Annotated in this window: 28 protein-coding genes; 15 read left to right on the plus strand and 13 right to left on the minus strand. The window is 72.4% G+C overall.

Translation table 11 applies throughout. From position 1 onward, the window contains the following. Window positions 1-162 precede the first annotated feature (162 nt). From OO60_RS10085 to OO60_RS10105, 5 genes are all read left to right on the plus strand, one after another. The gene (locus OO60_RS10085; RefSeq protein WP_003054851.1) at window positions 163-1,059 is read left to right on the plus strand and encodes an NHL repeat-containing protein; all 897 of its coding nucleotides are present in this window, start codon (window positions 163-165) and stop codon (window positions 1,057-1,059) included. Between the two features lie 248 nt (window positions 1,060-1,307). Beyond that, window positions 1,308-1,646 carry a hypothetical protein gene (locus OO60_RS10090; RefSeq protein ID WP_003054848.1) on the plus strand — a complete coding sequence of 113 codons (339 nt, stop codon included), beginning with the start codon at window positions 1,308-1,310 and terminating at the stop codon, window positions 1,644-1,646. 66 nt (window positions 1,647-1,712) lie between these two features. Continuing rightward, window positions 1,713-3,095, plus strand: coding sequence for an MDR family MFS transporter (locus tag OO60_RS10095; protein ID WP_003054844.1), 1,383 nt, complete (start codon window positions 1,713-1,715; stop codon window positions 3,093-3,095). A gap of 83 nt (window positions 3,096-3,178) precedes the next feature. Next, window positions 3,179-4,672 carry an alpha/beta hydrolase gene (locus OO60_RS10100; protein WP_033261253.1) on the plus strand — a complete coding sequence of 498 codons (1,494 nt, stop codon included), beginning with the start codon at window positions 3,179-3,181 and terminating at the stop codon, window positions 4,670-4,672. 62 nt (window positions 4,673-4,734) lie between these two features. Beyond that, entirely contained in the window at window positions 4,735-5,580 is an 846-nt protein-coding gene (locus OO60_RS10105; RefSeq protein WP_003054834.1) for an SGNH/GDSL hydrolase family protein, read from the plus strand. 10 nt (window positions 5,581-5,590) lie between these two features. Here OO60_RS10105 and OO60_RS10110 read toward each other — a convergent pair whose 3' ends face one another. Further along, window positions 5,591-5,815: a hypothetical protein gene (locus OO60_RS10110; RefSeq protein ID WP_003054831.1), complete on the minus strand. Its 225-nt coding sequence runs from the start codon at window positions 5,813-5,815 to the stop codon at window positions 5,591-5,593. Between the two features lie 116 nt (window positions 5,816-5,931). On the opposite strand from OO60_RS10110, the gene OO60_RS10115 reads away from it, so the two are divergent. Then, window positions 5,932-6,372: a GNAT family N-acetyltransferase gene (locus OO60_RS10115; protein WP_003054828.1), complete on the plus strand. Its 441-nt coding sequence runs from the start codon at window positions 5,932-5,934 to the stop codon at window positions 6,370-6,372. A 3-nt stretch (window positions 6,373-6,375) separates the two neighbouring features. Here the strand turns inward: OO60_RS10115 and OO60_RS44560 are convergent, their stop codons facing one another. Both OO60_RS44560 and OO60_RS10125 read right to left on the minus strand, forming a co-directional pair. Then, a complete protein-coding gene (locus tag OO60_RS44560; RefSeq protein ID WP_244885508.1) occupies window positions 6,376-7,035 on the minus strand; it encodes a hypothetical protein in 660 nt (219 codons plus the stop codon). 100 nt (window positions 7,036-7,135) lie between these two features. Further along, window positions 7,136-7,831 carry an SDR family oxidoreductase gene (locus OO60_RS10125; RefSeq protein WP_033261254.1) on the minus strand — a complete coding sequence of 232 codons (696 nt, stop codon included), beginning with the start codon at window positions 7,829-7,831 and terminating at the stop codon, window positions 7,136-7,138. A 103-nt stretch (window positions 7,832-7,934) separates the two neighbouring features. Here OO60_RS10125 and OO60_RS10130 point away from each other — a divergent pair, with 103 nt between their 5' ends. The 3 genes from OO60_RS10130 (at window position 7,935) to OO60_RS10140 (ending at window position 10,465) form a co-directional block, all read left to right on the plus strand. Beyond that, window positions 7,935-8,849, plus strand: coding sequence for a LysR family transcriptional regulator (locus tag OO60_RS10130; protein ID WP_033261255.1), 915 nt, complete (start codon window positions 7,935-7,937; stop codon window positions 8,847-8,849). Between the two features lie 195 nt (window positions 8,850-9,044). Further along, window positions 9,045-10,208 carry a lytic transglycosylase domain-containing protein gene (locus tag OO60_RS10135; RefSeq protein WP_033261256.1) on the plus strand — a complete coding sequence of 388 codons (1,164 nt, stop codon included), beginning with the start codon at window positions 9,045-9,047 and terminating at the stop codon, window positions 10,206-10,208. Between the two features lie 5 nt (window positions 10,209-10,213). Then, window positions 10,214-10,465 carry a hypothetical protein gene (locus OO60_RS10140; RefSeq protein WP_004561745.1) on the plus strand — a complete coding sequence of 84 codons (252 nt, stop codon included), beginning with the start codon at window positions 10,214-10,216 and terminating at the stop codon, window positions 10,463-10,465. Window positions 10,466-10,603: 138 nt separating this feature from the next. On the opposite strand, the gene OO60_RS10145 is transcribed toward OO60_RS10140, so the two are convergent. Beyond that, a complete protein-coding gene (locus OO60_RS10145) occupies window positions 10,604-11,374 on the minus strand; it encodes a TetR/AcrR family transcriptional regulator (RefSeq protein WP_004561744.1) in 771 nt (256 codons plus the stop codon). A gap of 60 nt (window positions 11,375-11,434) precedes the next feature. On the opposite strand from OO60_RS10145, the gene OO60_RS10150 reads away from it, so the two are divergent. Then, entirely contained in the window at window positions 11,435-11,848 is a 414-nt protein-coding gene (locus OO60_RS10150) for a DnaJ family domain-containing protein (RefSeq protein WP_004561743.1), read from the plus strand. Here the strand turns inward: OO60_RS10150 and OO60_RS10155 are convergent. Together OO60_RS10155 and OO60_RS10160 are read right to left on the minus strand one after the other, a co-directional pair. Then, window positions 11,831-12,475 (minus strand): YidC/Oxa1 family membrane protein insertase, encoded by a 645-nt coding sequence (locus tag OO60_RS10155; RefSeq protein ID WP_004561742.1) that lies wholly within the window; start codon window positions 12,473-12,475, stop codon window positions 11,831-11,833. The two genes, OO60_RS10150 and OO60_RS10155, sit on opposite strands and share 18 nt — an antisense overlap. Window positions 12,476-12,537: 62 nt before the next feature. Beyond that, on the minus strand, window positions 12,538-12,810 hold the full coding sequence (locus tag OO60_RS10160; RefSeq protein WP_004561741.1) for a DUF6412 domain-containing protein: 273 nt from the start codon (window positions 12,808-12,810) through the stop codon (window positions 12,538-12,540). Window positions 12,811-12,878: 68 nt separating this feature from the next. Between OO60_RS10160 and OO60_RS10165 the strand changes: the two genes are divergently transcribed. The 3 genes from OO60_RS10165 (at window position 12,879) to OO60_RS10175 (ending at window position 15,580) form a co-directional block, all read left to right on the plus strand. Further along, window positions 12,879-14,000, plus strand: a complete 1,122-nt coding sequence (locus OO60_RS10165; protein ID WP_240490923.1) for a metallophosphoesterase — start codon at window positions 12,879-12,881, stop codon at window positions 13,998-14,000. A gap of 85 nt (window positions 14,001-14,085) precedes the next feature. Beyond that, the gene (locus OO60_RS10170) at window positions 14,086-14,877 is read left to right on the plus strand and encodes an alpha/beta fold hydrolase (protein WP_004561739.1); all 792 of its coding nucleotides are present in this window, start codon (window positions 14,086-14,088) and stop codon (window positions 14,875-14,877) included. 55 nt (window positions 14,878-14,932) lie between these two features. Further along, the gene (locus OO60_RS10175; protein ID WP_004561738.1) at window positions 14,933-15,580 is read left to right on the plus strand and encodes an HAD family hydrolase; all 648 of its coding nucleotides are present in this window, start codon (window positions 14,933-14,935) and stop codon (window positions 15,578-15,580) included. On the opposite strand, the gene OO60_RS10180 is transcribed toward OO60_RS10175, so the two are convergent. Further along, complete coding sequence (locus OO60_RS10180; RefSeq protein WP_004561737.1) at window positions 15,570-16,037, minus strand: NUDIX hydrolase; 468 nt, start codon at window positions 16,035-16,037, stop codon at window positions 15,570-15,572. The two genes, OO60_RS10175 and OO60_RS10180, sit on opposite strands and share 11 nt — an antisense overlap. A 114-nt stretch (window positions 16,038-16,151) precedes the next feature. On the opposite strand from OO60_RS10180, the gene OO60_RS10185 reads away from it, so the two are divergent. Then, a complete protein-coding gene (locus tag OO60_RS10185) occupies window positions 16,152-16,571 on the plus strand; it encodes a DoxX family protein (RefSeq protein WP_033261257.1) in 420 nt (139 codons plus the stop codon). A 19-nt stretch (window positions 16,572-16,590) separates the two neighbouring features. Here OO60_RS10185 and OO60_RS10190 read toward each other — a convergent pair whose 3' ends face one another. The 5 genes from OO60_RS10190 to OO60_RS10210 all read right to left on the minus strand — a co-directional run bounded on the left by OO60_RS10190 (window position 16,591) and on the right by OO60_RS10210 (window position 21,768). Continuing rightward, window positions 16,591-17,193: a GTP-binding protein gene (locus OO60_RS10190; protein ID WP_004561734.1), complete on the minus strand. Its 603-nt coding sequence runs from the start codon at window positions 17,191-17,193 to the stop codon at window positions 16,591-16,593. Further along, complete coding sequence (locus tag OO60_RS10195) at window positions 17,174-17,545, minus strand: DUF742 domain-containing protein (RefSeq protein WP_004561733.1); 372 nt, start codon at window positions 17,543-17,545, stop codon at window positions 17,174-17,176. The genes OO60_RS10190 and OO60_RS10195 overlap by 20 nt, the downstream gene beginning before the upstream one ends. Next, window positions 17,542-17,961 (minus strand): roadblock/LC7 domain-containing protein, encoded by a 420-nt coding sequence (locus OO60_RS10200; protein ID WP_004561732.1) that lies wholly within the window; start codon window positions 17,959-17,961, stop codon window positions 17,542-17,544. Before OO60_RS10200 ends, OO60_RS10195 begins: the two co-directional genes overlap by 4 nt. After that, window positions 17,961-20,513, minus strand: a complete 2,553-nt coding sequence (locus OO60_RS10205; RefSeq protein WP_033261258.1) for a sensor histidine kinase — start codon at window positions 20,511-20,513, stop codon at window positions 17,961-17,963. Before OO60_RS10205 ends, OO60_RS10200 begins: the two co-directional genes overlap by 1 nt. A 598-nt stretch (window positions 20,514-21,111) precedes the next feature. Next, window positions 21,112-21,768: a hypothetical protein gene (locus OO60_RS10210; RefSeq protein WP_033261259.1), complete on the minus strand. Its 657-nt coding sequence runs from the start codon at window positions 21,766-21,768 to the stop codon at window positions 21,112-21,114. Between the two features lie 196 nt (window positions 21,769-21,964). Between OO60_RS10210 and OO60_RS10215 the strand changes: the two genes are divergently transcribed. Further along, window positions 21,965-23,821 (plus strand): AMP-dependent synthetase/ligase, encoded by a 1,857-nt coding sequence (locus OO60_RS10215; protein ID WP_033261260.1) that lies wholly within the window; start codon window positions 21,965-21,967, stop codon window positions 23,819-23,821. Window positions 23,822-23,889: 68 nt separating this feature from the next. On the opposite strand, the gene OO60_RS10220 is transcribed toward OO60_RS10215, so the two are convergent. Beyond that, window positions 23,890-24,786 (minus strand): SDR family NAD(P)-dependent oxidoreductase, encoded by an 897-nt coding sequence (locus tag OO60_RS10220; protein WP_033261261.1) that lies wholly within the window; start codon window positions 24,784-24,786, stop codon window positions 23,890-23,892. Window positions 24,787-24,998 lie beyond the last annotated feature (212 nt).

The raw sequence follows: 24,998 nt of genomic DNA on the forward strand, positions 1-24,998 counted from the left end.
CTGCCCCTTCGGGCAGCCCCGGCCATCGGTTTTCCGATGGCCGCCCCAAGCCGAGCTATTGGCGGCGGCACGCACATCCGGCCTACGGTCGAAGGCACGGCGATCTGGGGCTCTCTTCGCCGCTCCCGTACTGAACCGAACCGAACCGAACCGGAGTTTCCCTTGCGCATCAAGCAGATCGGCGTCGCGCTGGCCGCGGCCGCCGTCTTCGCCCTGCCGGCCGCGCCCGCACAGGCGACGTCGAGGATCGTCCCGCTCGACCTCGCCGCCGGGCAGCAGCCGGAAAACATCGCGCTGGAGCCCGACGGCTCCGCCGACCTCACCTTCGCCTACACCGGCGAAATCGGCCGGGTCTCGCCCGGCGGGCGGGTGAGCGTCCTCGCCCGGATCCCGGTGCCCGCCGACGGCGACGTCCCGGTGGTGCACAAGAAGCTGTTCCTCGGCGGGATCGTGCGCGCGCCGGGCGGCGACCTGTACGTCGCCGTTTCGACCGGCACTGCGGCGACCGGCCTCTACCGGGTGCGGCCCGGGAGCCCGCCGGTACAGGTGGCCGCGCTGCCGCCGGCCGGCTTCCAGAACGGCGTCGCCCGGGATCCGGCCAGCGGCGACTTCTTCGTCGCCGACTCGTTCGGCTCGGTCGTCCGGCGCGTTTCCGCGCACACCGGGCAGGTCACGGACTGGGCCACCGGCGAGCTGCTCGCCCCGGTGACCGGGTTCGGCGCGAACGGCGTGAAGGTCCACGACGGCGCGGTGTGGGTGTCCAACCTGGACCGCGGCACGCTGGTCCGGTTCCCGCTCACCGGCGCACCCGGCCGGGTGGCGGCGTCGGGACTCGGGCCGGTCGACGACTTCGCGTTCCACGGTGACACCGTCATCGCGGCTGTCAACCAGGACAACCGGGTCATCACGACCGGCCGCGACGGCACGCGGACGATCCTGTCCATTTCGGATGGTCTGGCCAACCCGACGTCGGTCGCCGTCCGCGGTGACACGCTGTACGTGGCCGACAGCGCGTACTTCGGCGGATCACCCAATCTGCTGCGCACCCTCCTGCGGTGAACGGAATCGGCACGTGCATCCGCACGCCGATTGTGCACGCGCTGCCCGGTGATCACGGCAACCGGTTGCTGTGAACCAAAACCACCGGTAAGTTTGGCGAAACCCCGGTGCTCAGCCATCGGTCACCGGGGTTCGCGCTGCTCGGCGGAGGCGGGGAGGCCATCGCCGAGAGAGCGCTTTCCGGCGGTCAGGGGTCGCCGCCGGGAGGGGCAGGAGGGAACAGTGCCTTGGTGTGCCGGAGAACGGTCATGGCCGGCCGGGTGACGGAACCGTACCTGGTCGGGCTGGAAGCCATCGCGGGCGAGCTGTTGCGCGGCAAGTGGTGCGTCTACCTGCACGAATGGCTCGGTGACGACGATCTGCCCGGCTGGCAGGCCCGGGTGGCCGCGCACGCCGAACTCGCCGGGGTCGAGGTGTGCTTCATCGAAATCCCGCGCAAGGACATGACACTGGTGGCGAACGTGCGCGCGCTGCCGAGTTTCGAGCAGGTCACCGAATCCGTGGCGGCTCTCGAGCACTACCGCGGCCTGGCGGCGGGACGCGGCTGGCAGGGGGCAGCGGTCCGCCGCTCGGCCGGGGCCGGGTGACCTCGGCCGCCACCCGGTCCGGCGGGTATTGACCTCAACCTTTGTCGAACTCCTACCGTCGGCCGCATGACCACTGCACCACCGGTTCCGCGCACCGTCTGGATCGCCTCCGGCGTCATGGCACTGGGCGGCTTCCTCGGCAACATGGACGCTTCGATCGTCGCCGTCGGGCTCGAGTCGATGCGGGACAGCCTCGGCGTCGCACTCACCGGAATCCAGTGGGTCGCGACGGCCTACCTGCTGGGCCTGTCGGCCGCGCTCCCGCTCACGCCGTGGCTCGGGCACCGGTTCGGCGCCGGACGGCTGTGGCTCGGCGCGCTGGCCGCGTTCCTGCTCACGTCGGTGGCGTGCGCGCTCGCCCCGGACGCCGGCACGCTGATCGGCGTCCGGGCCGTGCAGGGCATGGCCGCCGGCGTCATGGTGACCGCCGGGCAGACGGTGATCGGGCTGGCCGTCGGCCCGGAACGGCTGGGGCGCACCATGGGCACACTGGCGCTCGTGGTCGGGCTGGCGCCGGTGATCGGGCCGAGCGCCGGCGGGTTCCTGCTCGCGCACTTCCCGTGGCCGGTGCTGTTCTGGCTGAACGTCCCGATCGGGCTGCTCGCGTTCGGCCTGGCCCTGCGGTACGTGCCGCGCGGCGACCGCGGGCAGCCGCCGCCGGTGGACTGGCGCGGCCTGGCCCTGGTCTCGCTCGGCCTGCCGCTGCTGGTGTACGCGCTGACCGAACTCGCCACGCCCGGCTCGCTCGACGTCGTGCTGGCGAGCATCGGAGCCGCCGCCATGGGGTTGTTCACCTGGCGGTCGCTGCGCGTCCCGCACCCGGTGCTGCAGCTGCGGCTCGCCGCGCGGCCGGTGCTGGGTGCCGCGCTCGTGTCCGTGCTGCTCGGCGGCGCCGGGATGTTCGGGGCCGTCCTGTTGCTGCCGCTGTGGTTCCAGGTCCGGCTCGGCGCGGGCACCGCCGAGTCCGGCGTCCTGCTGGCCCCGATGGGGCTGGCCACCACGGTGTTCGTGTTCGCCGCCGGACGGCTGACCGACCGGTACGGCGGCGGCACCGTCGCGCTCGCCGGGTCGCTGGTGGTGCTGGCGAGCACGGTGCCGCTCCCGTGGCTGGGCCCGGACGCGCCGGGCTGGTTCGTCCAGGCGCTGCTCCTGGTCCGTGGCGCCGGGCTCGGGCTTTCCGTCATGCCCGCGTCGACGGCGGCCTACGCCTCGGCCGGCGCGGGCGAGCTCGGCCACGCCACCGCACTGGTGAACATCGTCATGCGCGTGGGCGGCGCACTCGGCGGCGCGGTGTGCGTGATCGTGCTGTCCCACGGGCTGGCCGACGGCCCGGCGACCGGGTTCGGCTGGGCCTTCGGCGTGCTGGCGGCGCTGTGCGCACTGGCCGTGGTGGCCACCGCCTGGCTCCGGCACGCGGAACGATCGTCCACAGTGGACAAGAGAGTCTGATTCACCTGGGAAGCTGGCGCGATCCCCGGATCGGTGATTTATTGGAGTCGATCGTGCACTGTCGGTGAGGGGAAGGACTGGGCATGACGGGGGTCAAAAACCGGTTCCTGACGGCCACGGCCGTCATGGCGGTATTGGGCAGCCTGCTGGCGGCACCACCGGCTTCGGCCGCGGGCACCATCGCCTGGCAGCCGTGCGCCGACGCGCCCGGCGCCGAGTGCGGCACGGTGACCGTGCCGATCGACTGGGCCCACCCGGACCGGGGCACCACGACCCTCGCGCTCGCCCGGCGGAAGGCCACCGATCCGCAGGCCCGGATCGGCGCGGTCCTGATGGACCCGGGCGGCCCCGGCGGCGCGGGCGCCGGCGAGGTCAAGGCCGGCTGGTCGCTCTCGGCCGAGATCACGAAACGCTTCGACACCGTGGGTTTCGACCCGCGCGGCGTCGGCAGCAGCACCTCCATTCTGTGCGGGCTCGCCGAGCTGATCGCCGACCACCCGCAGGTTCCGCGCAACCAGGCCGAATTCGACCAGCTCGCGCAGTACAACCGGAAGGTCGGCGAGAGCTGCACCCGGATCACCGGCCCGCTGGCGCAGTCCGGTGACACGAAGAGCGTCGCGCGGGACATGGACGCCATCCGCGCCGCCCTCGGCGAGCCGAAGCTGACGTACTACGGCGTCTCCTACGGCACGCTGATGGGCCAGCAGTACGCCGAGCTGTTCCCGGACAGGGTCCGCGCGCTCGTGCTGGACAGCAACATGGACCATTCGCAGTTCACGGCGTGGGAGTTTCTCCACAGCGAGACGCAGTCGGTGCAGGCGGAGTTCCGCGAGTTCGCCGCCTGGTGCGACCGGACGCCAACCTGCGCCCTGCACGGCAGGGACGTCCCCGAACTGACCCGCGAACTGCAGGACAAGGCCGCGCGCGGTGCGCTGAAGGACCCGCAGAGCGGCGAACCGGTCACCCCGCTGGAACTCGCTTCGGTCATCCAGGGCAACTTCTACGGTCCCGACTGGGACCGGCTGGCCACCGTGCTCAAGTCCCTGGCCGACGGCACCGCGGCCGCCGCGGCGAAGGTGCGCGACGACGTCGGGGTCAACGCCGTCTTCCAGAGCGTGTTCTGCAACGACTGGCGCCTGCCCGTGCACAGCTTCGCCGAGCTCGAGGTCTACCGCCGGGCGGCCGCGGCGTTCGCGCCGGACGTCAAGGTCAACGCACTGGGCTGGCGGGCGATCACCGGCTGCATCGGCTGGCCGGACCCGGCGCGCAACCCGCAGCACCCGCTGCAGGTGCACGGCGCGCCGCCGCTGCTGATGCTGAGCAGCCGGCACGACCCGGCGACGCCGTACGCGTGGTCGCAGGCCGCCGCCCGGCAGAGCGGCAGCACGCTGCTCACCTACGACGGCTGGGGCCACGGCGCTTACTTCAAGCACAGCCCGTGCGTGACCAAGGCGGCCGACGACTACCTGATCACCGGCGAGCTCCCGGCCCGGGGCACGCACTGCCCGGCGGTCGAGCCGGGCACGGCGCAGGCCAGGGCCGCCGGGCCGAAACCGCCGTCGACGATCGGCTTCTGACCCTTCCGCCGCGTGGCAGAATCGGTTCCGGCCACGCAATGGCGCGCGGAAGGAGCCGGGTCATGGGGTTCGGGATCAGGGTTTTCGCCGTCGCCGCGGCCGTCCTCGCCGGGGTGTCGCTGACGACGGCGCCCGCGGAGGCGACCGGCGACCACGGCCGGTACCTCGCGCTCGGCGACTCCGTCGCGTTCGGCTACCGGCCCGGCGCTGTCACCCCGCCTTCGGACTACCTGAACCCGGCCAACTTCCGCGGCTACGCCGAGAAGTACGCGGCCCTTCGCGGGCTCCGGCTCGCCAATGCGTCCTGTCCCGGCGAGACGACGGCGAGCATGCTGAGGGCCGGCGCGCAGAGCAACGGCTGCGAGAACTCCCTCGGCTCCCCGGCCGGCTACCGGACGGCGTTCCCGCTCCACGTCGCCTATCCCGGCACCCAGATCGACTACGCCGTGGCGTTCCTGCGCGCCCACCGCGACACCCGGCTGGTGACGTTGACGATCGGCGCCAACGACCTGTTCCTCTGCCAGGACACCACCCCCGACCACTGCACGAGTTCCTTCCCGGCCGCGCTCGAGCAGGTCGGCCGGAACCTCGCGGCGATCCTCGGTGCCGTGCGGGCGAACTACCGCGGTGAGCTGGTGCTCGTGTCCTACTACTCGCTCGACTACCGGAACGCGGCCCAGGTATCGCAGGTGAAGGCGCTCGACGCGCTGCTGAGCCGGGTGACCCGGCGCTACCACGGCGCGGTGGCCGACGGCTTCACGGCGTTCCGGCTGGCCTCCCTGCGCTCCGGCGGCGACCCCTGCGCGGCCGGCCTGCTGATCGCACTACCCGGCGGCGGCTGCGACGTCCACCCGACGGCGGCCGGACACCGGGTGCTGGCCGCGGCCCTCGCGGTGGCGGCCCGGTGAAACCGGCGGGCTACCGCGGTTTGCGCCGCCACAGCCCGGTGACGGCGGCCAGCGCACGAGCGGCGGGCGAGGGCACCGGGGCGACCGGCTCCGGGCCGATCCGGCGGCGCATGCGGTAGGCGAGTTCGAGCACTTCGAGGTCTTCGGGGCGACGCCGGCCGCGGACATCCGGCCGCAGCATCAGCTCCCCGACGGTGACGGGTCTGCCACTGGCACGGTGCGCCGTGCGCGCCATCAGGAACCTCCGCTGCTTTTCGCCGACCGGGCCCCGATTCTATGAATTCGTTTCGGGTTCGTCACCTTACTGACGAGTTGTGTCCCGCGCGTGTCCCTCCGCGTTAGCCTCGCGCCATGATCACCATTGGGGGCCTCACCGCGGAAGACCGGCCGACCTGGGAAAATCTGTTCGCCGGCTACAACCGTTTCTACGGCCGCACGCTCGCGCCGGAACTGCTGGACCGGGCCTGGCGCGAGTTCGCGAGCGGCGAGCGGCTGCACGCACTCGGCGCGCGGCTCGACGGCGAACTCGTCGGCATCGTCCACTTCCTGACGCACGCGAGCACCACGTCGGCCGACGTCTGTTACCTGCAGGACCTCTTCACCGACGAGAAGGCCCGCGGCCGCGGGGCGGGCCGCGCGCTGATCGAAGCCGTCGCCGGCTGGGCGCGGGCGCGGGGGTGCGCCCGCATCTACTGGCACACGCAGACGTCGAACACGACCGCCCGGCGGCTCTACGACCAGGTGGCGCTCGACAAGGGGTTCATGCAGTACCAGATCCCGCTGGACGCGTGACGGCTAGCGGCGGTGCCGCCCGCCGCCGCAGCCGTCGTGCCCGCCGCCCGGGAAGCCCGCCGGGCGGCGGCCGGCCCACATCGACTGCCAGTCCGGCAGGTCCGGGCGGCCGCGCGACCAGAGCGGGACGTCCGGGATCTCGTGGCGCACCGGCGCCGCCTGCGGGGGCAGCTTCGGTTTCGGCGTTTCCTTGACCTTGCCGACGACCTTGACCGCGCGCGCCAGCGTCCCGCGGCGCGCGGGCGGGACGACTGCGGAATTCGATTCCGGTTCCGCGACCGGCGGGGCGATCCCGGCCGGTTCCGCGACCGGCGCCACGGATTTCGGAGCCGGTTTGGCCGGCGGCACGACGACGTCCGCCGGCAGCGGCACCAGCGCCACCGCCGGGGGCTCCAGGCCGGCCGGCGGCCAGGCCGCGCCCGCGGTCCGCTCCGGCGGCATCGACACCGCCGCGCTGACCCCGCCGGTCAATGCCAGGGCCCCGGCCACCACGGAGAACACCCGCAACCGCGTCAGAGACCTCAGTACGGGGGATTTTTCCCGGTGGCGTGCCCGCGGGAGCACGACGGTGTCCTCGTCGCGGTAGCGGTCGCGCGGTGCGTCGGAACGGCCCAGCAGCTCGGCGACGGTCACCCGCTCGGGGCGCGGAGCACTACGTGCCATCAAACCCTCCACCTGGGCCGTCCGGACGTGCGGCAACAGTCCGGACGGCCGATCATAGGAATCGCCCCCCTTCGTGTAAAGGCTCGTTCACCCACCGTTTTCAGGCGAGCCGGCCGCCACCGTCCACATGCAGCACCGAGCCCGTGACGAACGGGTTCGCCAGCAGCTGGAGGGCGGCCGCCGAGACGTCCGCGGGCCGGCCCACCCGGCGCGCCGGGTTCGCCTCCGCGGTGCGGCGGAAGAACTCGTCCTTCTCCTCGCCGAGCCGGTCCCACGCACCCGAATCGACGATGCCGGGGGAGATCGCGTTGACCCGGACCGGTGCGAGCTCGACCGCAAGCGCTTCCGCGAGGAACGCGACCGCACCGTTCGCCGTCGCCATGACCGCCCGGCCGGGCACCGGGCGCCAGGCCGCGACCCCGGAAAACACGACCATGGCACCACCTTCCCGGAATCGCGGCGCGAAGTGCTTGGCCAGCATGAGCGGGCCGACCACCTTGGCGTCGAACGCCCGCGTCACCGCGTCCCGGTCCAGCGTGGTGACCGGCCCGTTCGCCGGCGCGGCGGCGAGCGTGACCAGGAAGTCGATTTCCCCGGCCTGTTCGGCAAGCGCTTTCAGCGACGATTCTTCACTCAGGTCCGCGAATGCGGCGCCGATCCCCGGCTCCGCCAATCGCGCCGGATTCCGCCCGGCCCAGGTGACTTCGGCCCCCGCCGCGTGCGCGTCCACCGCGATCCGCCGGGCGATCCCCGAACCCCCGCCCACGACGACCAGGCGCTTTCCCTCGAACGACATTTCCGTGCTCCTTCCGTCTCGCACGCCGGGTTCAGCGCTGCGCGAGCCGGGAACCATCCCGTCGTCCACCGAAGGTTTTCGATGGTTGCGATAGAATTCGCGAATGCCTACGCTGCGCGCGCTCGAGTGCCTCGTCGCGGTCCTCGACGCCGGGTCGATCACCGAGGCGGCCGCGCGGCTGCACCTGTCCCAGCCCGCGCTGTCCCACCAGATCGGCGCGCTCGAGCGGGAACTCGGGACGCCGGTGCTGGAACGGCTGCCGCGCGGGGTCCGCCCGACCGCCGCGGGACGCGCGGTGCTCACGGACGCGCGGGCGGCGCTGGCCGCCGCCGAACGGGTCGTCCGGACCGGCCGCGCGGTGGCCGGCGGCGGCGAAGGCACCCTCCGGATCGCCTGCGCGGAGACGATGACCGCCGGCCTGCTCGCCCCGGTGCTGCGCGCCTGGCACCGCCACCGCCCGGAGGTGCTGATCACGCTGACCGAGACCACGAGCGCGGATGCGCTGGCCGAGGCGCTGGAGGCGGGCGAAGCGGACGTCGCCGCCGGGCCGCGGCCGAGCCGCTGGACCGGGCCGGCCGAGCTGGTGGGGCGCGAGGAGATCGTCGTCGCGCTGGCCGCGGATCACCCGCTCGCCACCCGCGCAACGGTCCCGATGTCTGCCCTCGCGGGCATTCCGGTGGTGCACTACCACCGCGACAATGGCCTCGGCGGCTGGCTCGACCAGGAGGCGGCGCGGCGCGGAACGGCGCTGGAGGCGGTGATGCGGACGAAACAGGCGGCGACGGCGGCCCAGCTCGCCGCGGCCGGGCTCGGCGTGGCACTGGTCCCGACCACCGCGCTCACCCGCACCTTCGCGGGCGCGCTGCGGCGGCTCGCACCGGCGCTGCACCGGGACGTCGTGACGTTCACGGCGACGCCGTCGGATTCGCTCGTCCGGCGGTTTTCCTCGGACGTGCGGCAGCGCGGGCTCACCGTCCCCGGTGTCCTGCTGGACAAACTGTCCGCAGCAGTGCGTTAAGTTTCGGTGAATCTGACAGATTCCCTCCTAACGTTTTGTGCCATCCGGACGAACTTCTTCGTGAGGACGGGTTTTTGCTGCGCCATTCGCCAAAGTTCGGTTCCATCGGATAGCTTGCTCCTACCGGTCAGTACCGGTGGGTGAGGCCGATCGAGTGAGGCGATCAGCGACAGATCGAGGGAAGCGGGGACGTCCATGCCCAAGCACCGGCCACGTCGCAAGAGCACGCGTTCGGTCCGCCGGGCCGCCGCCGCGCTCGCGGGTGGGGCGCTCGTCGTGCTGCCCACGTTGACCACCGGGCTGCCCACGCCGGTCGTGGTCGCCGACGCCGGCAACGGCGGCGTCCTGCCGGACCGGGCCGCCCCGGCGCAGCAGCCGAACGTCGTCATGCCGCCGATCGCCGTCGACGGCAGCCTGCCGCAGCCCCCGCTGCCCGAGCCGCTGGTCGTGCCGGGCGGGCGCGCCGGGTCCGCGGGCATCTCCGGGCCGCTCGGCATCCCGGCGAGCATGCTCAAGGCGTACAAGAACGCCGCCGACATCCTCGCCAAGGAGCAGCCGAACTGCCACCTGGACTGGGCGCTGATCGCGAGCATCGGCCGGATCGAGTCGAACCACGCGCGCGGCGGGTACGTCAACGCCAACGGCGACACGCTGGAGCCGATCCTCGGCCCGGTGCTCAACGGCGCCGGCGCGTTCGCCGCGATCCCGGACACCGACGGCGGCAAGTACGACGGCGACCCGGTCTGGGACCGCGCGGTCGGCCCGACCCAGTTCATCCCGTCGACCTGGCGCGGTTACGCCTCCGACGGCAACGGCGACGGCGTGTCCAACCCGAACAACATCTACGACGAAGCCCTGGCCACCGCGCGCTACCTCTGCTCGGGCGGACTGGACCTCTCGACGGATTCGGGGCAGCGGGTCGCCGTGCGCCGCTACAACAACTCGCAGTCCTATGTGGACACGGTGCTGGCGTGGGCCGCGGCCTACCGCGCCGGGGTGTCCCAGCTGCCCGACAGCCAGGTCCCGATCGGCGCCCCGGACGCCCCGGACGCCGCCGCGGCGGGCGCCCCGGTCGGCGTCCCGGCCCCGCCGGCGGCACCGCCGGTGGTCGTCCTGCCGCCGGGCTCGCTGCCGGTGACGACGACGCCTTCGTCGCCGACCTCGACCACCCCGGCCTCGACCACCCCCTCGTCGACGACGCCCACGTCCTCGACACCCACGTCGACCCCGCCGTCGACGCCCACCACGCCGCCGTCGACGACCAGCACGACCCCGCCGCCGTCGACGACGGCGGCCAACACCCCGGCCGACTCGGCGGGCACCTCGACCACGACCACGTCGACCAGCGCGACGGGGTGAGCCCGGTGGAACCGTTCCTGGTGCACATCCGCTGCGACACCGACGGCTACACCCACGCGATCACCGAGGACGAGTTCGCGGCGGGCCGCCACGAGGGCCGCTTCCGCGCGGTCTGCGGCCACGAGGTCCTGGCGGCCCCGATGATCGAGGAACCCGGCCGGTTCGACCCGGAGTGCCGGGAGGTACTGCGCGAGGGTGCGGCGCCCTCGGTGCCGACGCAGGAGCGGCGCCGCCTGAGGTGGCGCACGCGCCGCTAGCCGCGTGATCAGCCCCGGATCTCGCGTGATCAGACCCGTAACTCGCGTGATCAGGGCCGTAACTCGCGAGTTCCGGCCGCAATCACGCCGGTCACGGCCCCAATCACGCCGGTTACGGGTTCCGTCGCGGCGGCGGTGCTAGTCCACCAGCGCCTGGATCCCGTCGAGCATCCGGTTGAGCCCGAACTCGTACGCCGTGTCCCCCTGGGCCTTGGCTCCCTGGTCGAAGCCGCCGCCCAGCCAGATGCGGTTCATCGCCGGGTGGGCGTCCACCACGAAGTAGTTCTCCCAGAACGACGACCGCTGGTGCCACCACGCCTCGGTCGACTGGCCCGTGCTCCGCTCCAGCCGGGTGTTCTCCGCGTCGAGGGCCGCGTTCGCGTCGACGTAGGTGCCGATCCCGTTGGCCGCCGCGACCGCCTCGCGCGGTGGCAGGCCCAGCGCGTCCATGATCGACAGCAGGTACTCCTGGCCCGCCAGCTGGCCGGGGCCGAGCGGCGGCCGGACGCGCGAGACCTCGCACAGCCACGGGTGCTCCCGGTACGCCTGCCGCGTCCGCTCGGCGTACAGCGCCACCTGCGCGCGCCAGTCCCCCGGGCGCGGTTCGCCCGGGCCCGGCAGCCGCCGCCCGACGAGGACGTCGTCGACCATCAGGTCCACCAGCTCCGCTTTGCCCGGCACGTACGTGTACAGGGTCATCGTGCCGGCGCCCAGTTCCTTCGCGACGCGGTGCATCGACGCGGCGGCGAGCCCGTCGGCGTCCGCGACCGCGACCGCCGCGGCGACGATCCGCTCGATCGTCAGCGTGGGGCGGCGGCCCCTGGTCGGCTCGGGGGTGCCGCCGCGGGCACGCCAGAGCAACGCGAGCGTCCGGTCGATGTCCTCGGCACCACTGCGTTCGACGGTCATGCGGTCCCCTCGCTTTTCCCGGGACACTACCCTGGAAGGCGGACGGAGGGGGTGTCACCGATGACCGCACGCAAGCCGCCCAAGGTGTCCTTCCGCTGGTGGGTCGACCGGCAGATCGACGAGGCCAGGGAGCGCGGCGAGTTCGACGACCTGCCCGGCACCGGGCAGCCGCTGCCGAAGCCGACCGGCAACGACGCGGCGACCGACTGGGTGCTGCGCGAAGTCCGCAAGGGCGGCCACGACACGAAGGCGTTGCTGCCCCCGGCGCTCGCGCTCAAGCGCGAGGTCCAGGACCTGCCGGACCGGCTCGCCGCGGAGCGGACCGAACGGCGGGTGCGGGAGCTCGTCGAGGACCTCAACACCCGCATCCGCCATGCCTACCTCAACCACCTCTCCGGCCCGCCGCTCACGGTGGCGCTGGTGGACGCCGAAGAGGCGGTCGAGGACTGGCGGCGCTCACGAGCCGCGTCGTAGCAACGCCCGTTCCGCCGCGCTCCACGCCGTGGTGGTGAGCAGGTAGATCCCGGCGGCCTGCGGCACGACCAGCGTCGCCAGCACCGTGCCGTAGGGCAGCAGCCGCAGCAGCTTCCCGCCCGGGACGTCACCGGCGGCGGGCTGCCGGCGCACGGTGAACCACGCCACGACGGCGAGCCCGGCCGCGATCAGGAACACGAGCGGGCTGCCGGCCAGGCCGTGCGCGCCCAGCGGCGTCCCGAGCAGGGTCGCGCCGAGCAGCGAGTTGGGTTCGCCGCCGATCGTGGCCGTGGTGAACAGCCGGTACATGACCGTGAAGAACGGCAGCTGCAGGAGCATCGGCAGGCAGCCGACGAACAGCGAGGTCCCGGACTCCTGCTGCAGCTTCGTCATCTCCGCGGCCAGCCGGTCCCGGTCGCGGCCGTGCTTCTCCTGCAGCGCCCGGATTTCCGGCAGCAGGGCGGCCCGGGCGCGCTCGCCGCGGGCCGCCGACCGGGCGAGCGGGTGCAGCACCAGCCGCACGGACAACGTGAAGACGACGATGGCCAGCGCCGCCGGCAAGGGGCCGCTGAGCCAGTGGATCAGGTGGTACGCGCCGGCGACGGGCACGTCGAGAAAACCGAACACGGGCAGCACTCCGCACGAGGGGAAGGGATGGGGTGAGCGGAATGGCTGCGCGGAGCCGGGCCCTACGCAGCCGTGCTGCGGAACCCGGGTGCTCGTGGCCTGCTGCGGCCGGGTGCGCCGGGATCGCGGAGCCGGATCGACTCGGCGCGGCGGGCCCGGCGGCGCAACGCCGTGACGCGGCTGCGCACCGGCACCGACCACAACGCGAGCTCGGCGCGGTGGGTGCTGCCGACCAGCAGGACGACCAGCAGGCTCGCGGCGGCGAGGGAGGCGAAGGCGACCAGCGCGGTCGGGCTGGTCAACGCGGGGAAGGCCAGATCCAGCAGTGTGTGCACGGCGTCCCCTTCCTTCCCCACCAGAGTAGCCAAAACGCTAACAGCCCGGTGGGCTGTAATCTGGTTCGATGAGAGGCCAACTGGTCGTCGTGCCGCTCCTGGCGCTGGTCGTGCTGTTCACCGTGCCGTGGTGGACGCTGGTGCTGGCGCCGGACTGGGGCACCGCCGGCACGCTCGCCGGGACGGCGGTCTTCGCGCTGGCCATGGTCGCCATGCCGGTCGCCATGGTCCGCGGGCACGCACGGCGGCAGCAGGACGGCGCCGCGCGGCTCGGCGACTCGCTCCTCGCGGTGATCTGGGTCCTGTGGAGCTGGTCCGTGCTCAGCCTGGTGCTGCGGGTGGCGCTCCTCGGCGTCGACGACCCGCTGCGGTCGCGGATCGTCGCGGGGGCGACCGCGCTGGTCGCCGCCGTCCTGCTCGTGCACGGCAACCGCGTCGCCATGCGGGTGCCGCCGGTGAAGGCGGTCGACGTCGTCATCCCGCGGCTCGGCCCGGGGCTCGACGGCCTGCGCGTCGCCGTGCTGACCGACACCCACTTCGGGCCGATCGACCGCACGAAGTGGTCCGAGCAGGTGGTCGCGGCGGTCAACGCCCTGGAGGCGGACGTCGTCTGCCACGCCGGCGACCTCGCCGACGGCGCGGTGGCGAAGCGCCGCAAGCAGGTCGACCCGCTCGGCGGCGTCCAGGCCGGCCTCGGGCGGTTCTACATCACCGGCAACCACGAGTACTTCGGCGAAGCCCAGGCGTGGCTCGACCACATGGAAGGGCTCGGCTGGGACACCCTGCACAACCGCTCGACGCTGCTCGAGCGCGGCGGCGACCGGATCCTGTTCGCCGGCATCGACGACCCGACGGGCACCGCGTCCGGCCTGCCCGGCCACGGCCCCGACCTGCCCGCGGCGCTGGCCGGCCGGCCCGAGGGCGTTCCGGTGGTGCTGCTGGCCCACCAGCCCAAGCAGGTCCGCCAGGCCCGCGAGGCCGACGTCGACCTGCAGATTTCGGGGCACACGCACGGCGGGCAGATCTGGCCGTTCCACCTCCTGGTGCGGTTCGACCAGCCGACGCTGTCCGGCCTGACCCGGCACGGGCCGACCCAGCTGTACAACAGCCGGGGCACGGGGTTCTGGGGGCCGCCGTTCCGGATCTTCGCGCCCAGCGAGATCACGCTCCTCACGCTGCGCTCGGCCTGATCACCCCCTTCTCTCCGCTTCGGCGGGCCTTACCGACAACTTTTTTTGTCTTGACAGATCCAGCAGTCGGAGTCAGGCTGTCCGCATGACGACGACAACCTCGGCCGACGGCACGAAGATCGCCTACACCCGCACCGGCTCCGGACCCGCACTGGTCCTGGTCGACGGCGCGATGTGCTACCGCGGCTCCTCCCCCAACGACGCGCTGGCGAAGGAACTGGCCGCGCGCTTCACGGTGTACACGTACGACCGCCGCGGCCGCGGCGAGAGCACCGACACGGGTCCGTACACGGTCGCCCGCGAGGTCGAGGACCTGGCCGCGGTGGTCAAGGAAGCGGGCGGCGAGGCGTTCCTGTTCGGCATCTCGTCGGGCGCGGCGCTCGCCCTCGAAGCAGCCCGCAGCCTCCCGGCGCCGAGGCTGGCGTTGTACGAGCCACCGTTCGTGGTGGACAACTCGCGCCCCCGCGTCCCGGTCGACTACGCAACCCGGCTCGACGAAGCGCTGAAGGAGGGGAAGCGCGGCAAGGCGGTCAAGATGTTCATGACCGAAGGCGTCGGCCTGAGCGGCGTGACGGTGGCGTTGATGCGGATCATGCCGTTCTGGGCCAAGCTGAAGCGAGTGGCCCACACGCTCCCGTACGACACGGCGGTGGTGGGCGAACACCAGTCGGGCCACCCGCTGCCGGCGGCGTGGCCGGAGGTGAAGGTCCCGGCACTGGCGATCGACGGCGGCCGCAGCCCGGAGTGGATGCGCAACGGCGTGGCATCGCTGGCGAAGGTGCTGCCGTCGGCGGAGTACCGGACGCTGCCGGGCCAGACCCACATCGTGAAGGCGCCGGCCCTGGCCCCGGTGCTGACGGAGTTCTTCCTCGCCTAAGCGGCTCGTCACAACTCCCTTGCCCGAACGATCTCCGGCCGGGCATGGTGCACCCGTGCCCACCCGCGCCCTGGTCTTCGACTTCGACGGCACGCTCGCCGACACCGAGTCCGCCGTGCTGCAAGCCTGGCAGGAAGTCTTCCGCGCCCACGGCACCGAACTCCCGCTCGATGCCTGGTACGCCGTCATCGGGACCCAGCACACCACGCCCGCCATGTTCGCCCTGCTCGCCGAGCACGCCCCGGGCATCGATCCCGAAGCCATGCGGCCGGTCACCAAAGCGCGCGTCCACGAACTGCTCGAGACCCTCGGTCCGCGCGAGGGCGTCGAAAGCTACCTCGAAACCGCGCGGGAAAAGGGCCTCAAGCTCGCCGTCGCCTCCAGTTCGTCCGGGGGCTGGGTGCGCCCGCACCTCCGGCGGCTCGGCATCGACCACCACTTCGACGCCGTCCTCACCGGGGACCTCCACAAGGCCAAGCCCGATCCCGACCTCTACCTCGCCGCCCTCGACGCGCTCGGCACCAGCGCAACCGAGGCCATCGCCTTCGAGGACACCCCGCACGGCGTCACCGCCGCCAAGGCCGCCGGGCTGACCTGCGTCGCCGTGCCGAACGCGATCACCGAGCGGCTCGACTTCGGGCAGGCCGACGTCGTGCTGCCGGCCTTCACCGCCAAGCCGCTGGACGCGCTGCTCAGCCGCTGACCAGCGCCAGCAGCCGGTCCAGGAACGGCAGCTGGCCCTTCACCAGCTTCTCCCTGGCCACCTCGATCGGGAACCACGCCACCCGGTCGACCTCGGGGAACTCCTGCTGACGACCCGAGCGCGGCGGCCACTCCATGGTGAACGTCCCCGGCACCACGGCCGCCGGGTCGAGGTCGGCCGCCACCGCCCACGCCGTCACGACCTTGCCGCCCGACTGCTTCACCTCGCCCAGCGGGACGTACTCACCGGACGGCGCCGGCAGCCCCAGCTCCTCCGTGAACTCCCGCCGCGCCGCCGCCTCCGGCTGCTCGTCCGGGTCGAGCTCGCCCTTCGGCAGCGACCACGCGGCCGCGTCCTTCTTCGCCCAGAACGGCCCGCCCATGTGCCCGAGCAGCACTTCGACGTCGCCGCCGTGGCCGCGGTGGAGCAGGAGCCCGGCACTCTGTTTGCCCGCCATCGGCCCATCCTCCCGAAACCCGGCGGAAGAAAATCCGGCGGGGTTGTCGATCCGGGGAGAAGTCACTCGACGCGTAGGCAGAAGGCAAGCAAGCCCCAGGGAGAGGAACCCGCCATGACCGCCACCATCGCCCGCGGCACCCAGAGCAAGACCGACGTCACCGGCATCGTCGTCGGCGCGAGCCGGATCGTGATCTCGTTCCTGTTCGGCTTCCACGGCCTGCAGGGATTCGGCTTCTTCGGCGGGATCGACGGCCAGGGCGGCGGCGTCCCGTTCGGCTCGTTCCCCGGCTGGTGGGGCAGCGTCTTCGAGCTCGTGGGCGCGCTGCTGCTGCTCTTCGGGCTCGCCAGCAGGCCGGCGGCCATCCTGCTCTCCGGCGTGATGGCCTACGCGTACTTCACCGTGCACGCGCCGATGGGCCTGCTGCCGCTGCAGAACATGGGCGAGCCCGCCGCGGTCTACTCGTGGGTCTTCCTGCTGTTCGCCGCGATCGGCCCGGGCCGCTTCGCGCTCGACAACCTGCGCAAGCGCTGAGCGGCCCAGCGCGGTCCGATCAGTAGCCGCCCTGGGCGGCCGCGAGGTCGGACCGCGCCATCACGTGCTCCATCAGGCTGGTCAGCACCTGCTTCGTCGACTCCCGCTCGCGGGCGTCGCACAGCAGCAGCGGGACGTCCATGCCGACGTCGAGCGCCTGCCGGACCTCCTCCGTGCCGTAGCGGTACGCGCCGTCGAAGCAGTTCACGCCGACGACGAACGGCAGGTTGCGGCGCTCGAAGAAGTCCACCGCGGCGAAGCAGCTGTCGAGCCGGCGGGTGTCGGCCAGCACGACGGCGCCGAGCGCGCCTTCGGCCAGCTCGTCCCACATGAACCAGAACCGGTCCTGCCCGGGCGTGCCGAACAGGTAGAGGATCAGGTCCGGGTTGATCGTGATGCGGCCGAAGTCGAGCGCGACCGTTGTGGTCGTCTTCTGCTCGACGCCGGACAGGTCGTCGACCCCCTCGGACGCGGTGGTGATGACCTCCTCGGTCCGCAGTGGCGGCACTTCGCTCACCGAGCCGACCATCGTGGTCTTGCCGACCCCGAACCCGCCGGCGATGAGTACCTTGACCGCGGTCGCGGTCAGGTTCCGCCGGGGGTCAGAGTTTCCGGATGCCATCAAGAACCGCCTGCAATACGTGTCGGTTGGGGGTTTCCTGGACCGGTGCCGCGGTACGGAACAGCACCAGGTTCTGCTCGATGAGGTCGCTCAGCATCACCTTCACCACGGGCAGCGGGAGATCGACCCGGGCGGCCACCTCGGCCACCGAGACCGGCCGCTGGCACAAGGCGATGATGCGCGCGTACTCCGGTTCGAGCATGCCCGCCTCGTGCGCGGTGCGCAGGGCGACCACGAGCGTGATGAGGTCGAGCCCGAGCGTGTCCGACCGGGTGCGGCCGCCCGTGACCGCGTAGGACCGGACCAGCGGGCCGGCCTCGTCGTCGAACCAGGCTTCGTGCCGTGCGCTCATGGCGACGTGGGCTGGACGCCGGCGCCGGTCCGCGGGGCCGAGGTGAGGACCTGGCCGACGCGCTTCACCATCAGGTTCATCTCGTACGCGACGAGCCCCATGTCCGCGTCTTCACGGGCCAGCAGGGCGAGGCAGGCGCCCCGCCCGGCCGCCGTCACGAACAGGAACGCGTGGTCCATCTCGACCATCGTCTGGCGGACGTTGCCGCCGCCGAAGTGCCGGCCGGTGCCGCGGGCGAGGCTCTGGAACGCCGAAGCCACCGCGGACAGGTGCTCGGCATCCTCCTCGGAAAGGTTGCCCGACCGCCCGATGAGCAGGCCGTCCGAGGACAGCACCACCGCCCGGTCCGCCCCGGCGACCCGCTTGACGAGGTCGTCCAGCAGCCAGTCGAGCTCGTGGGCGCCTGAGTTGACCATTACTCGCGCTCTCCGTACCTGTCGTCGTTCTCGGGAAACTCTGCGTCACGGGCCCGCCGGGTGCCCTGCTGGAAGGCGGACAGCCTGCTGCGGGCGGCCTCCGGCGAGTCCAGCCGGACCTCTTCGCGCTCCGCCGCGGTCGCGGGCTTGTCCTCCCGCAGCTGGGGCACGAGGTTCTGCTGGCGCCGCCGCTGCGGCAGCGGCGGGCGGCCGGGTGCCTCCGGGCGGCGCGGCTGCTGCGGACGGCCTTCCGGCGTCGCCGACCGCGGCTCCTGCGGCGGCCACACCGGCTGCTGCGCCGCCGGGCGCGCCGGCCGCGAGGTCCGGGCGGGCGGGGCGGGCGGCCGGACCGGCGCCACCGCCGGCTGGGCCTGGGTCGGCTGGCTCACCGGCTCCGACACGGACGCGGCGGGGACCGGCGTCGGCGCGGACGGCGGCTGCGACCGCTCCGGGGCCGGCGGCGGCACGGTGACCGGCGGGACCGGCGTCGGCGGCTGCGTCACGGCGGCGGGCGCCGTCGGGGGCGCCGGCGGGACGGCCATCGGCGGCTCGGTGCGGTGCCGGGCCGGGCGGCGGACCGGCCGCTTGAGCGGCGCGACCTCGTCGTTGGCCGTGGTCTCCGGCTCCACCGGGTTCGGGACGAGCTCCGGCTTCGGCGGGGTGATCGGCTGCTCCGGCTCGAGCTCCGCCAGCGGGGCCAGCAGGTCGGTGCGCACCAGCACGATGGCCCGGGTGCCGCCGTAGGCCGACTCCCGCAGGTGCACCTGGATGCCGTGCCGCGCGGCCAGCCGCGCGACCACGAACAGGCCCAGGCGCGGCTCGTCCGACAGCGCCATGATCCCGAAGTCCGGCGGGTCGGCCAGCATCGCGTTGATCTCTTCGGTCTGGTCCGGCTCGAGCCCGAGCCCCTGGTCCTCGACCTCGATCACGACGCCCTTGCCGACCACGTTGCCGCGGATCTCGACCCGCGACTGCGGCGGCGAGAACGACGTCGCGTTGTCGATCAGCTCGGCGAGCAGGTGCACGAGGTCGCCGACGACCGGGCCGCGGACGGCGATCTGCGGCAGCACGGCCGCCTTGACCCGCGCGAAGTCCTCGGTCTCGGCGGACGCGCCGCGGACCAGCTCGGCCAGCCCGACCGGGTTGCGCCACTGGCGGCCCGGCTGGCCGCCGCCGAGGATGATCAGGTTCTCCGCGTTGCGGCGGGCGCGGGTGGAGAGGTGGTCGAGCTGGAACAGCGTGTCCAGCTGGTCCGGGTCCTCCTGCTTGCGCTCGGCCTGGTCGAGCACCTTGAGCTGGCGGTGCACGATGACCTGGCTGCGGTGGGCGATGTTGAGGAACACCGTCTTGGTGCCCTCCTTGGTCTTCGCCTCGTCGATGGCGGCCGCGATGGCGGTCTGCTGCGCCTTGTTGAACGCGTCGGCGACCTGGCCGATCTCGTCGGTGCCGTGGTCGAGGAAGTGCCCGCCCTCTTCGAGGTCGACGGGCTCGCCCGCCTGGACCCGGGCGACCAGCTCCGGCAGCCGGACCTCGGCCGCGTCGAGGGTGTCCTCGCGCAGCCGGTGCAGCCGGCCGATGAGCCGGTTCGACAGCCGGACGGCGACGAAGACCACGAAGACCGCGAACAGGACCGCAACCACACCGGCGATCAGCGACTCGGTGAACGTCGAGTCGGCGTCGTCGATCGCGGCCTGGCTGGCGTTCGAGCTCTGCAGGACGAAGATGCCCATCAGCGCGTCGCCGACCTGGCGGGCGGCCGCGCGCCACTGGTCCTGCGGCACCGGCAGCTTGGACAGGTCGCCGCGCAGGAACGCGGTCTCGACCTGGTTCACCGTCTGCCACGGCTGGCTGGCCAGCAGCTGGTCGTACTTCGCCTTGACGTCGGGGATCATCTTCGGCGCCGACGCGTCGAGCTGGGCGTGGTAGGCACCGACCTGGCCGACGTAGGCGCGGAAGTCGTCGTTCGTGAGGCCGCCCGCGGCCAGCCCGGCCGCGGCGAGCGCGTCGCTGCGCTGCATCGCGTCGGCCGCGGTGAACAGCGGGATGGCGGTCAGCCGGTCGAACGCGTTCTGCGCGCCACGGGCGTTCTGCGCCAGCCCGGCGACACCGTCGGTGAACTGGTCGAACAGCCGGTTGTAGTAGGTGAACGCCTGGCTGATCTGCATCTGGCCGCTGTCGACCGCCTGCCGGGTCTGCGGCAGCTGCTGGAACAGCCCGAAGAACGTGGCGATGTTCTTCTGCACGCTCGGCGGGGTGTTGTCGTAGTCGGCGAAGTTGTCGCGGAGGTTCTCGATCTCCTTCGCGGCGGTCGCGTCCGTCTTCGGGCGGACGGCCGCGAGCACGGCCCGCTGGTTGCTCTGCCCGGCCAGCAGGCTCAGGGTCGCCTGGCGCTCCTGCTGGAGCGCGGCGAAGAACGGGATCGCCGGGGCTTCCGAGTTCCGGATCCGGCTGGTGTAATCGCGAGCGGTGACCGCGTCGTAGATGAGGTAGCCCGCGAGGGCCACGCCGACCAGCAGCAGGGCCACACTGGGGATGAGCGCGATCGTGAGCACGCGCTTCCGAATCGAGGATCCCCGGTTGCGTCGAAGAGAAATCTGCTTCACCTGGGTCCGTTTTCCTTCCGGCAGTACATGGTTTCGGGTCGCCCGAGGTGGTCTGCACCCGGATTCCGACCAGCCGGATCAACATCACCGTGGTCTGCTTCGCCCGCGACGACGTTAGGCAGCCCTCCAGGGCGCGTCAAGTCCGTGGCGAGAACGTGATCTTGGAACGGTGACCCGTCAACACTCCCTGCCTGCGCTTCGAAAGTCCACCACCGTAAGTCGTGACTTCCGTCGCAGGGCGAGTTCCGTTCCACGCACGAAGGTGAGCACTGGAAGCGCTCCCGGGATCGCCGCGCGCTCCGGCGGCGCCCTTTACGTACGACAGCGGCGAATCGTTCGGTGACAAACATCACGGACTCGCGCGGGCACCCCCGGAGACCGGCTTCGTCCGGAGTGGACAGCCCCGGAAACGCGGAATGGGCAGGATCGGCGAACACGGCCGCGGATTTCACGGGCAGGAGGCCGGAATTCCCGTCAATCCGCACCCGCAGCCGGTCGATCACGCTGCGCTGGCGCCCGAAACCGGTTCCGCGGCCCGGCGGGCGCGTCAGCCGGGAAACTCGTCGGCCAGCGTGTTCCAGAAGAGCAGCTCGTAGCTCTGGAACAGCCGGGCGCAGCGGTGCGCCTCGCGTTCGTCGAGCCGGCGCGCGTCGAGACCGGCCTGGATCGCGGCGAGCGCTTGTTCTTCTATTTCCGGAACGTCCGCAGCAAAAAAGTCGAAGAACGCGCACTGCTCGGCGGTGAACCCGTAGTGCTCCCGCATGCCCGCCGCCACGTCCCGGCAGTACCGGCCGAAGGCGGAGAAGTTCGCGAAGATCCCGGCCGCGGTCGCCGACGATTCGCCGTTCAGCGCGAGCCAGGCGACGTACGCCGGGTACGCCTGGCAGCCCGCGCGCGGCCGTTCCTTCCCATGGTCCGGACCAGTCGCCGCCAGCAACGCGTCGAGCAGCCCGTTCGCCTGCTGCTCACCGGGGGCGAGCCCGCCGAAGAAGGTGCGCGCGTTCGGTTCGTCGGCCCGCGCGGCCAGTGCGTGGAAGCTCCGCCAGTCGCTCAGCGTGATCAGCTTCTCCTCGGCGGCGAGCGCGGCGAACACCGCGCGCGGCGCCCGCCCGGCGGTGATCAGCGGCACGAGCCGGTTGTCGCCGTCGCGCGGCGCGAGTTCGGCCTGGATCTCTTCGAGCAGCTTGCGCGCCGACCGCGTCATCGGTCCCCCCTGCGTCCCGTGGTCCCTCCATTGAAGCGCGGTTCCCGCGCGGGCGCCCGTGTACACAGTGGACAGTCGTGGGCGCCTGACCGGGATGTCCGTTTCGACGGGGGCGCTTGACGTGGCCGCGATTCTCTATCCACCTGCGTCGGGAGCCCCTACAGTGTGGCCATCCGGAGCACCGAGGAGGCCAGCGTTGACCACCCCGTCCGTCGCCGAGCAGACCGAAGGCCAGACGATCCCGCGGCTGCTGCACCGCAACGCGGTCGACTACCCTGACCTGCCGGCGATCACCTCGCTCGACATCGAAGGACAGCCGACGCTGAGCTGGCTGGAGTTCCGCACGGCCATCGCCGAGGTCTCCCGCGGGCTGGCCGGGCTCGGGCTCGCCCCGCGCGACCGGATGCTCATCATGGCGCCCGGCTGCCCGGACCACATCGTCGCCGACCTCGCCGCGGCGCACCTGTCCGCGATCCCGTGCACCGCCTACGCCACCCTCAGCCCGGACCAGATCCGGTTCGTCGCGCGGCACAGCGCGGCGCCCGTCGTGGTGCTGGGCGGGGAGAACGAGCTGGCGCGCTGGCGACCGGTGCTCGACGACCTCCCGGCGCTGCGGCACATCGTCGTGCTGGACGCGGCCGCGATCCCCGAAGGCGACGACCGCTTCCTCGCCTTCGCCGACCTGCGTGCCCGGGGCCGGGAAGCGCTTGCCGCCGACCCGGAAGCGTTCGAACGGTCGTGGCAGGAGATCAAGCCGGACGACCCGCTGTCGATGATCTACACGTCCGGCACCACCGGCGACCCCAAGGGCGTGGTGCTCTCGCACCGCAACGCGATCCACCAGGCGTACGCGGTCACCGAACTGCACCACCCGCCGATGCACGCGACGAACATCGCGTACCTGCCGCTCGCGCACATCGCCGAGCGGGAGCTGTCGATCTACCTGCCGATCGTCTGGGCGGGGCACGTGCACACCCTCGCCGACCCGTCCGGCGTCGTCGGAGCGCTCGGCAAGGTGCACCCGCAGAGCTTTTTCGGTGTCCCGCGCGTGTGGGAGAAGATGGTCGCCGGGCTCAAGAACATGCTCGCGGGCGTGCCGGAAGACCGGCGGAACGCGCTGCTGCAGGCGAACGAGCTGCTGCAGCAGGGCTACAAACTGCGCAGCGCCGGCCAGCCGGTGCCCGCCGAGCTGGCCGAGAAGATCCGGCAGACCGACGAGGCCGCGCTGGCGCCGGTGCGCGCGCTGCTCGGGCTCGACAAGGTGCTCGTCGCCTCCAGCGGCGCGGCCGCCCTCCCGGTCGAGATCATCTACTTCATCGCCGGGCTCGGCATCGAGATCTGCGAGGTCTGGGGCCTGTCCGAGACGACCGGCGCGGCGACGTCCAACTCCGGCACGGACTTCCGCGCCGGCACCGTGGGCAAGCCGCTCGACGGCGTCGAGGTGACGGTCGCCGAGGACGGCGAGCTGCTGGTCCGCGGCCCGATCGTGTTCCTCGGCTACCTCCAGGAGGACGGCACGATCGCCGACGCCACCGACGCCGACGGCTGGTACGCGACCGGCGACATCGGCACGATCGACGAAGACGGCTTCGTGACGATCACCGACCGCAAGAAGGAACTGATCATCACTTCGAGCGGCAAGAACATCGCCCCGACCCGCGTCGAGGGCCTGCTCAAGGAGCACCCGCTGATCGGGCAGGCGGTGGCGATCGGCGACGACCGCCCGTACGTGACGGCGCTGATCGTGCTCGACGACGAGATCGCCCCCGGCTGGGCCGCGGCGAACGGCGTCGAGGCCGCGCCCGAAGACCTCGCGGACCACCCGGCGGTGCGCGCCGAGCTGGAACGCGCGGTCGAGTCGGCCAACAGCAGGCTCGCCCGGATCGAGCAGATCAAGCGCTACCACGTCCTGCCGAAGACGTGGACGCCCGAGTCGGGCGAGCTGACCCCGACGCTCAAGCTCAAGCGCCGGGTCATCAACGACCGCTATTCAGCCGACATCGAAGCCCTCTACGCGGCGGCCCGCGACCCCGAGCCCGCCGCCGGTTCCTAGCCCTGCCGCGGCTGTCGTGAGTGGTAAGGCGCGTTAGAACGCGCCTTACCACTCACGACCGGGCCCGGTCAGGCGGTGCGGGGCGAAGTGTCCGTCCACTTGCGCAGGCGCGGCGGGACGCGCTTCTCCAGGCCGTAGTTCTCCAGGTGGGCGGAGAACACCTCGTCGAACGCCTTCTGCACGGTCTCGGTGTCCCACACCGGGCGCTCGAGGATCGGCTGCTTGAGGAACGGCTGGCCCATGACGTGCAGCTGCGGGCCGTTGCAGCGGATCATCTGCCCGGTGATGCCGTCCGAGCCCGCGCCGAGCAGGAACAGCACGACCGGCGCGATCCGGGCCGGCGTGCGGTCCGGCGGGCAGGCGCGCAGCGAACGCTCGGACTTCCACACCATGCGCGTGTGCGCGAGCGGGCAGACGGCGTTGACGCGGATCCCGACGTCTTCGAGGTCGAGCGCCCAGGAGTAGGTCAGGGACGCGACCGCGCCCTTGCTCGCCGCGTACACGCCGAGCTTGCGCTGCCCGAGCGAAGCGCCCGAGGAGATGTTGACGATCGAGCCGCCGGTGCCGGCGTCGACCATCGCCTTGATCGCGGCCAGCCCGGTGTTGACCACGCCGAGGACGTTCACCTGGACGAGCTCCCGCGCCTGCTCGGCGTCGTCCTCCCAGGGCAGCGCCTCGTAGTTTAGCCCGGCGTTGTTGACCAGCCCGTCGATGCCGCCGAACTCCTTGACGCACAGGTCGACGATCTCCTGCGCCTCGCCGGCCTCGGCCACGCTGTGCCCGCTCGCGACGGCGCGGCCGCCGTGCGCCCGGATGGTCTCCGCCGTCCGTTCCGCCAGCTCCGCGTCGACGTCGTTGACGACCACCGCCCCGCCCGCCCGCGCGACGTGCACCGCGAACGCCTCGCCCAGTCCCCGCCCGGCCCCGGTCACCACGACCGCCTTGCCCTGCATCAACCCGTCCATCGCTTCTCCCCGATCTGCGCGGCGCCGGCGGCGCGCGGTCCGTCCACCCCGGCCGGCTCTGTGTCCAGTCTTGGCCCATTCGGTCCAACGCGGCATCGCCGCGACGACGAGCGGCCGCCGCCCTGCGCCGAGCGAGTCCGGTTCGATCAGCCCGGACGTACCCGCGAGCCGGTCACGAGGGGGTGACTGGCGGCCGTTCCGGGGACACCGCG

The organism is Amycolatopsis vancoresmycina (genome assembly GCF_000716785.1).
Lineage (GTDB): Bacteria > Actinomycetota > Actinomycetes > Mycobacteriales > Pseudonocardiaceae > Amycolatopsis > Amycolatopsis vancoresmycina.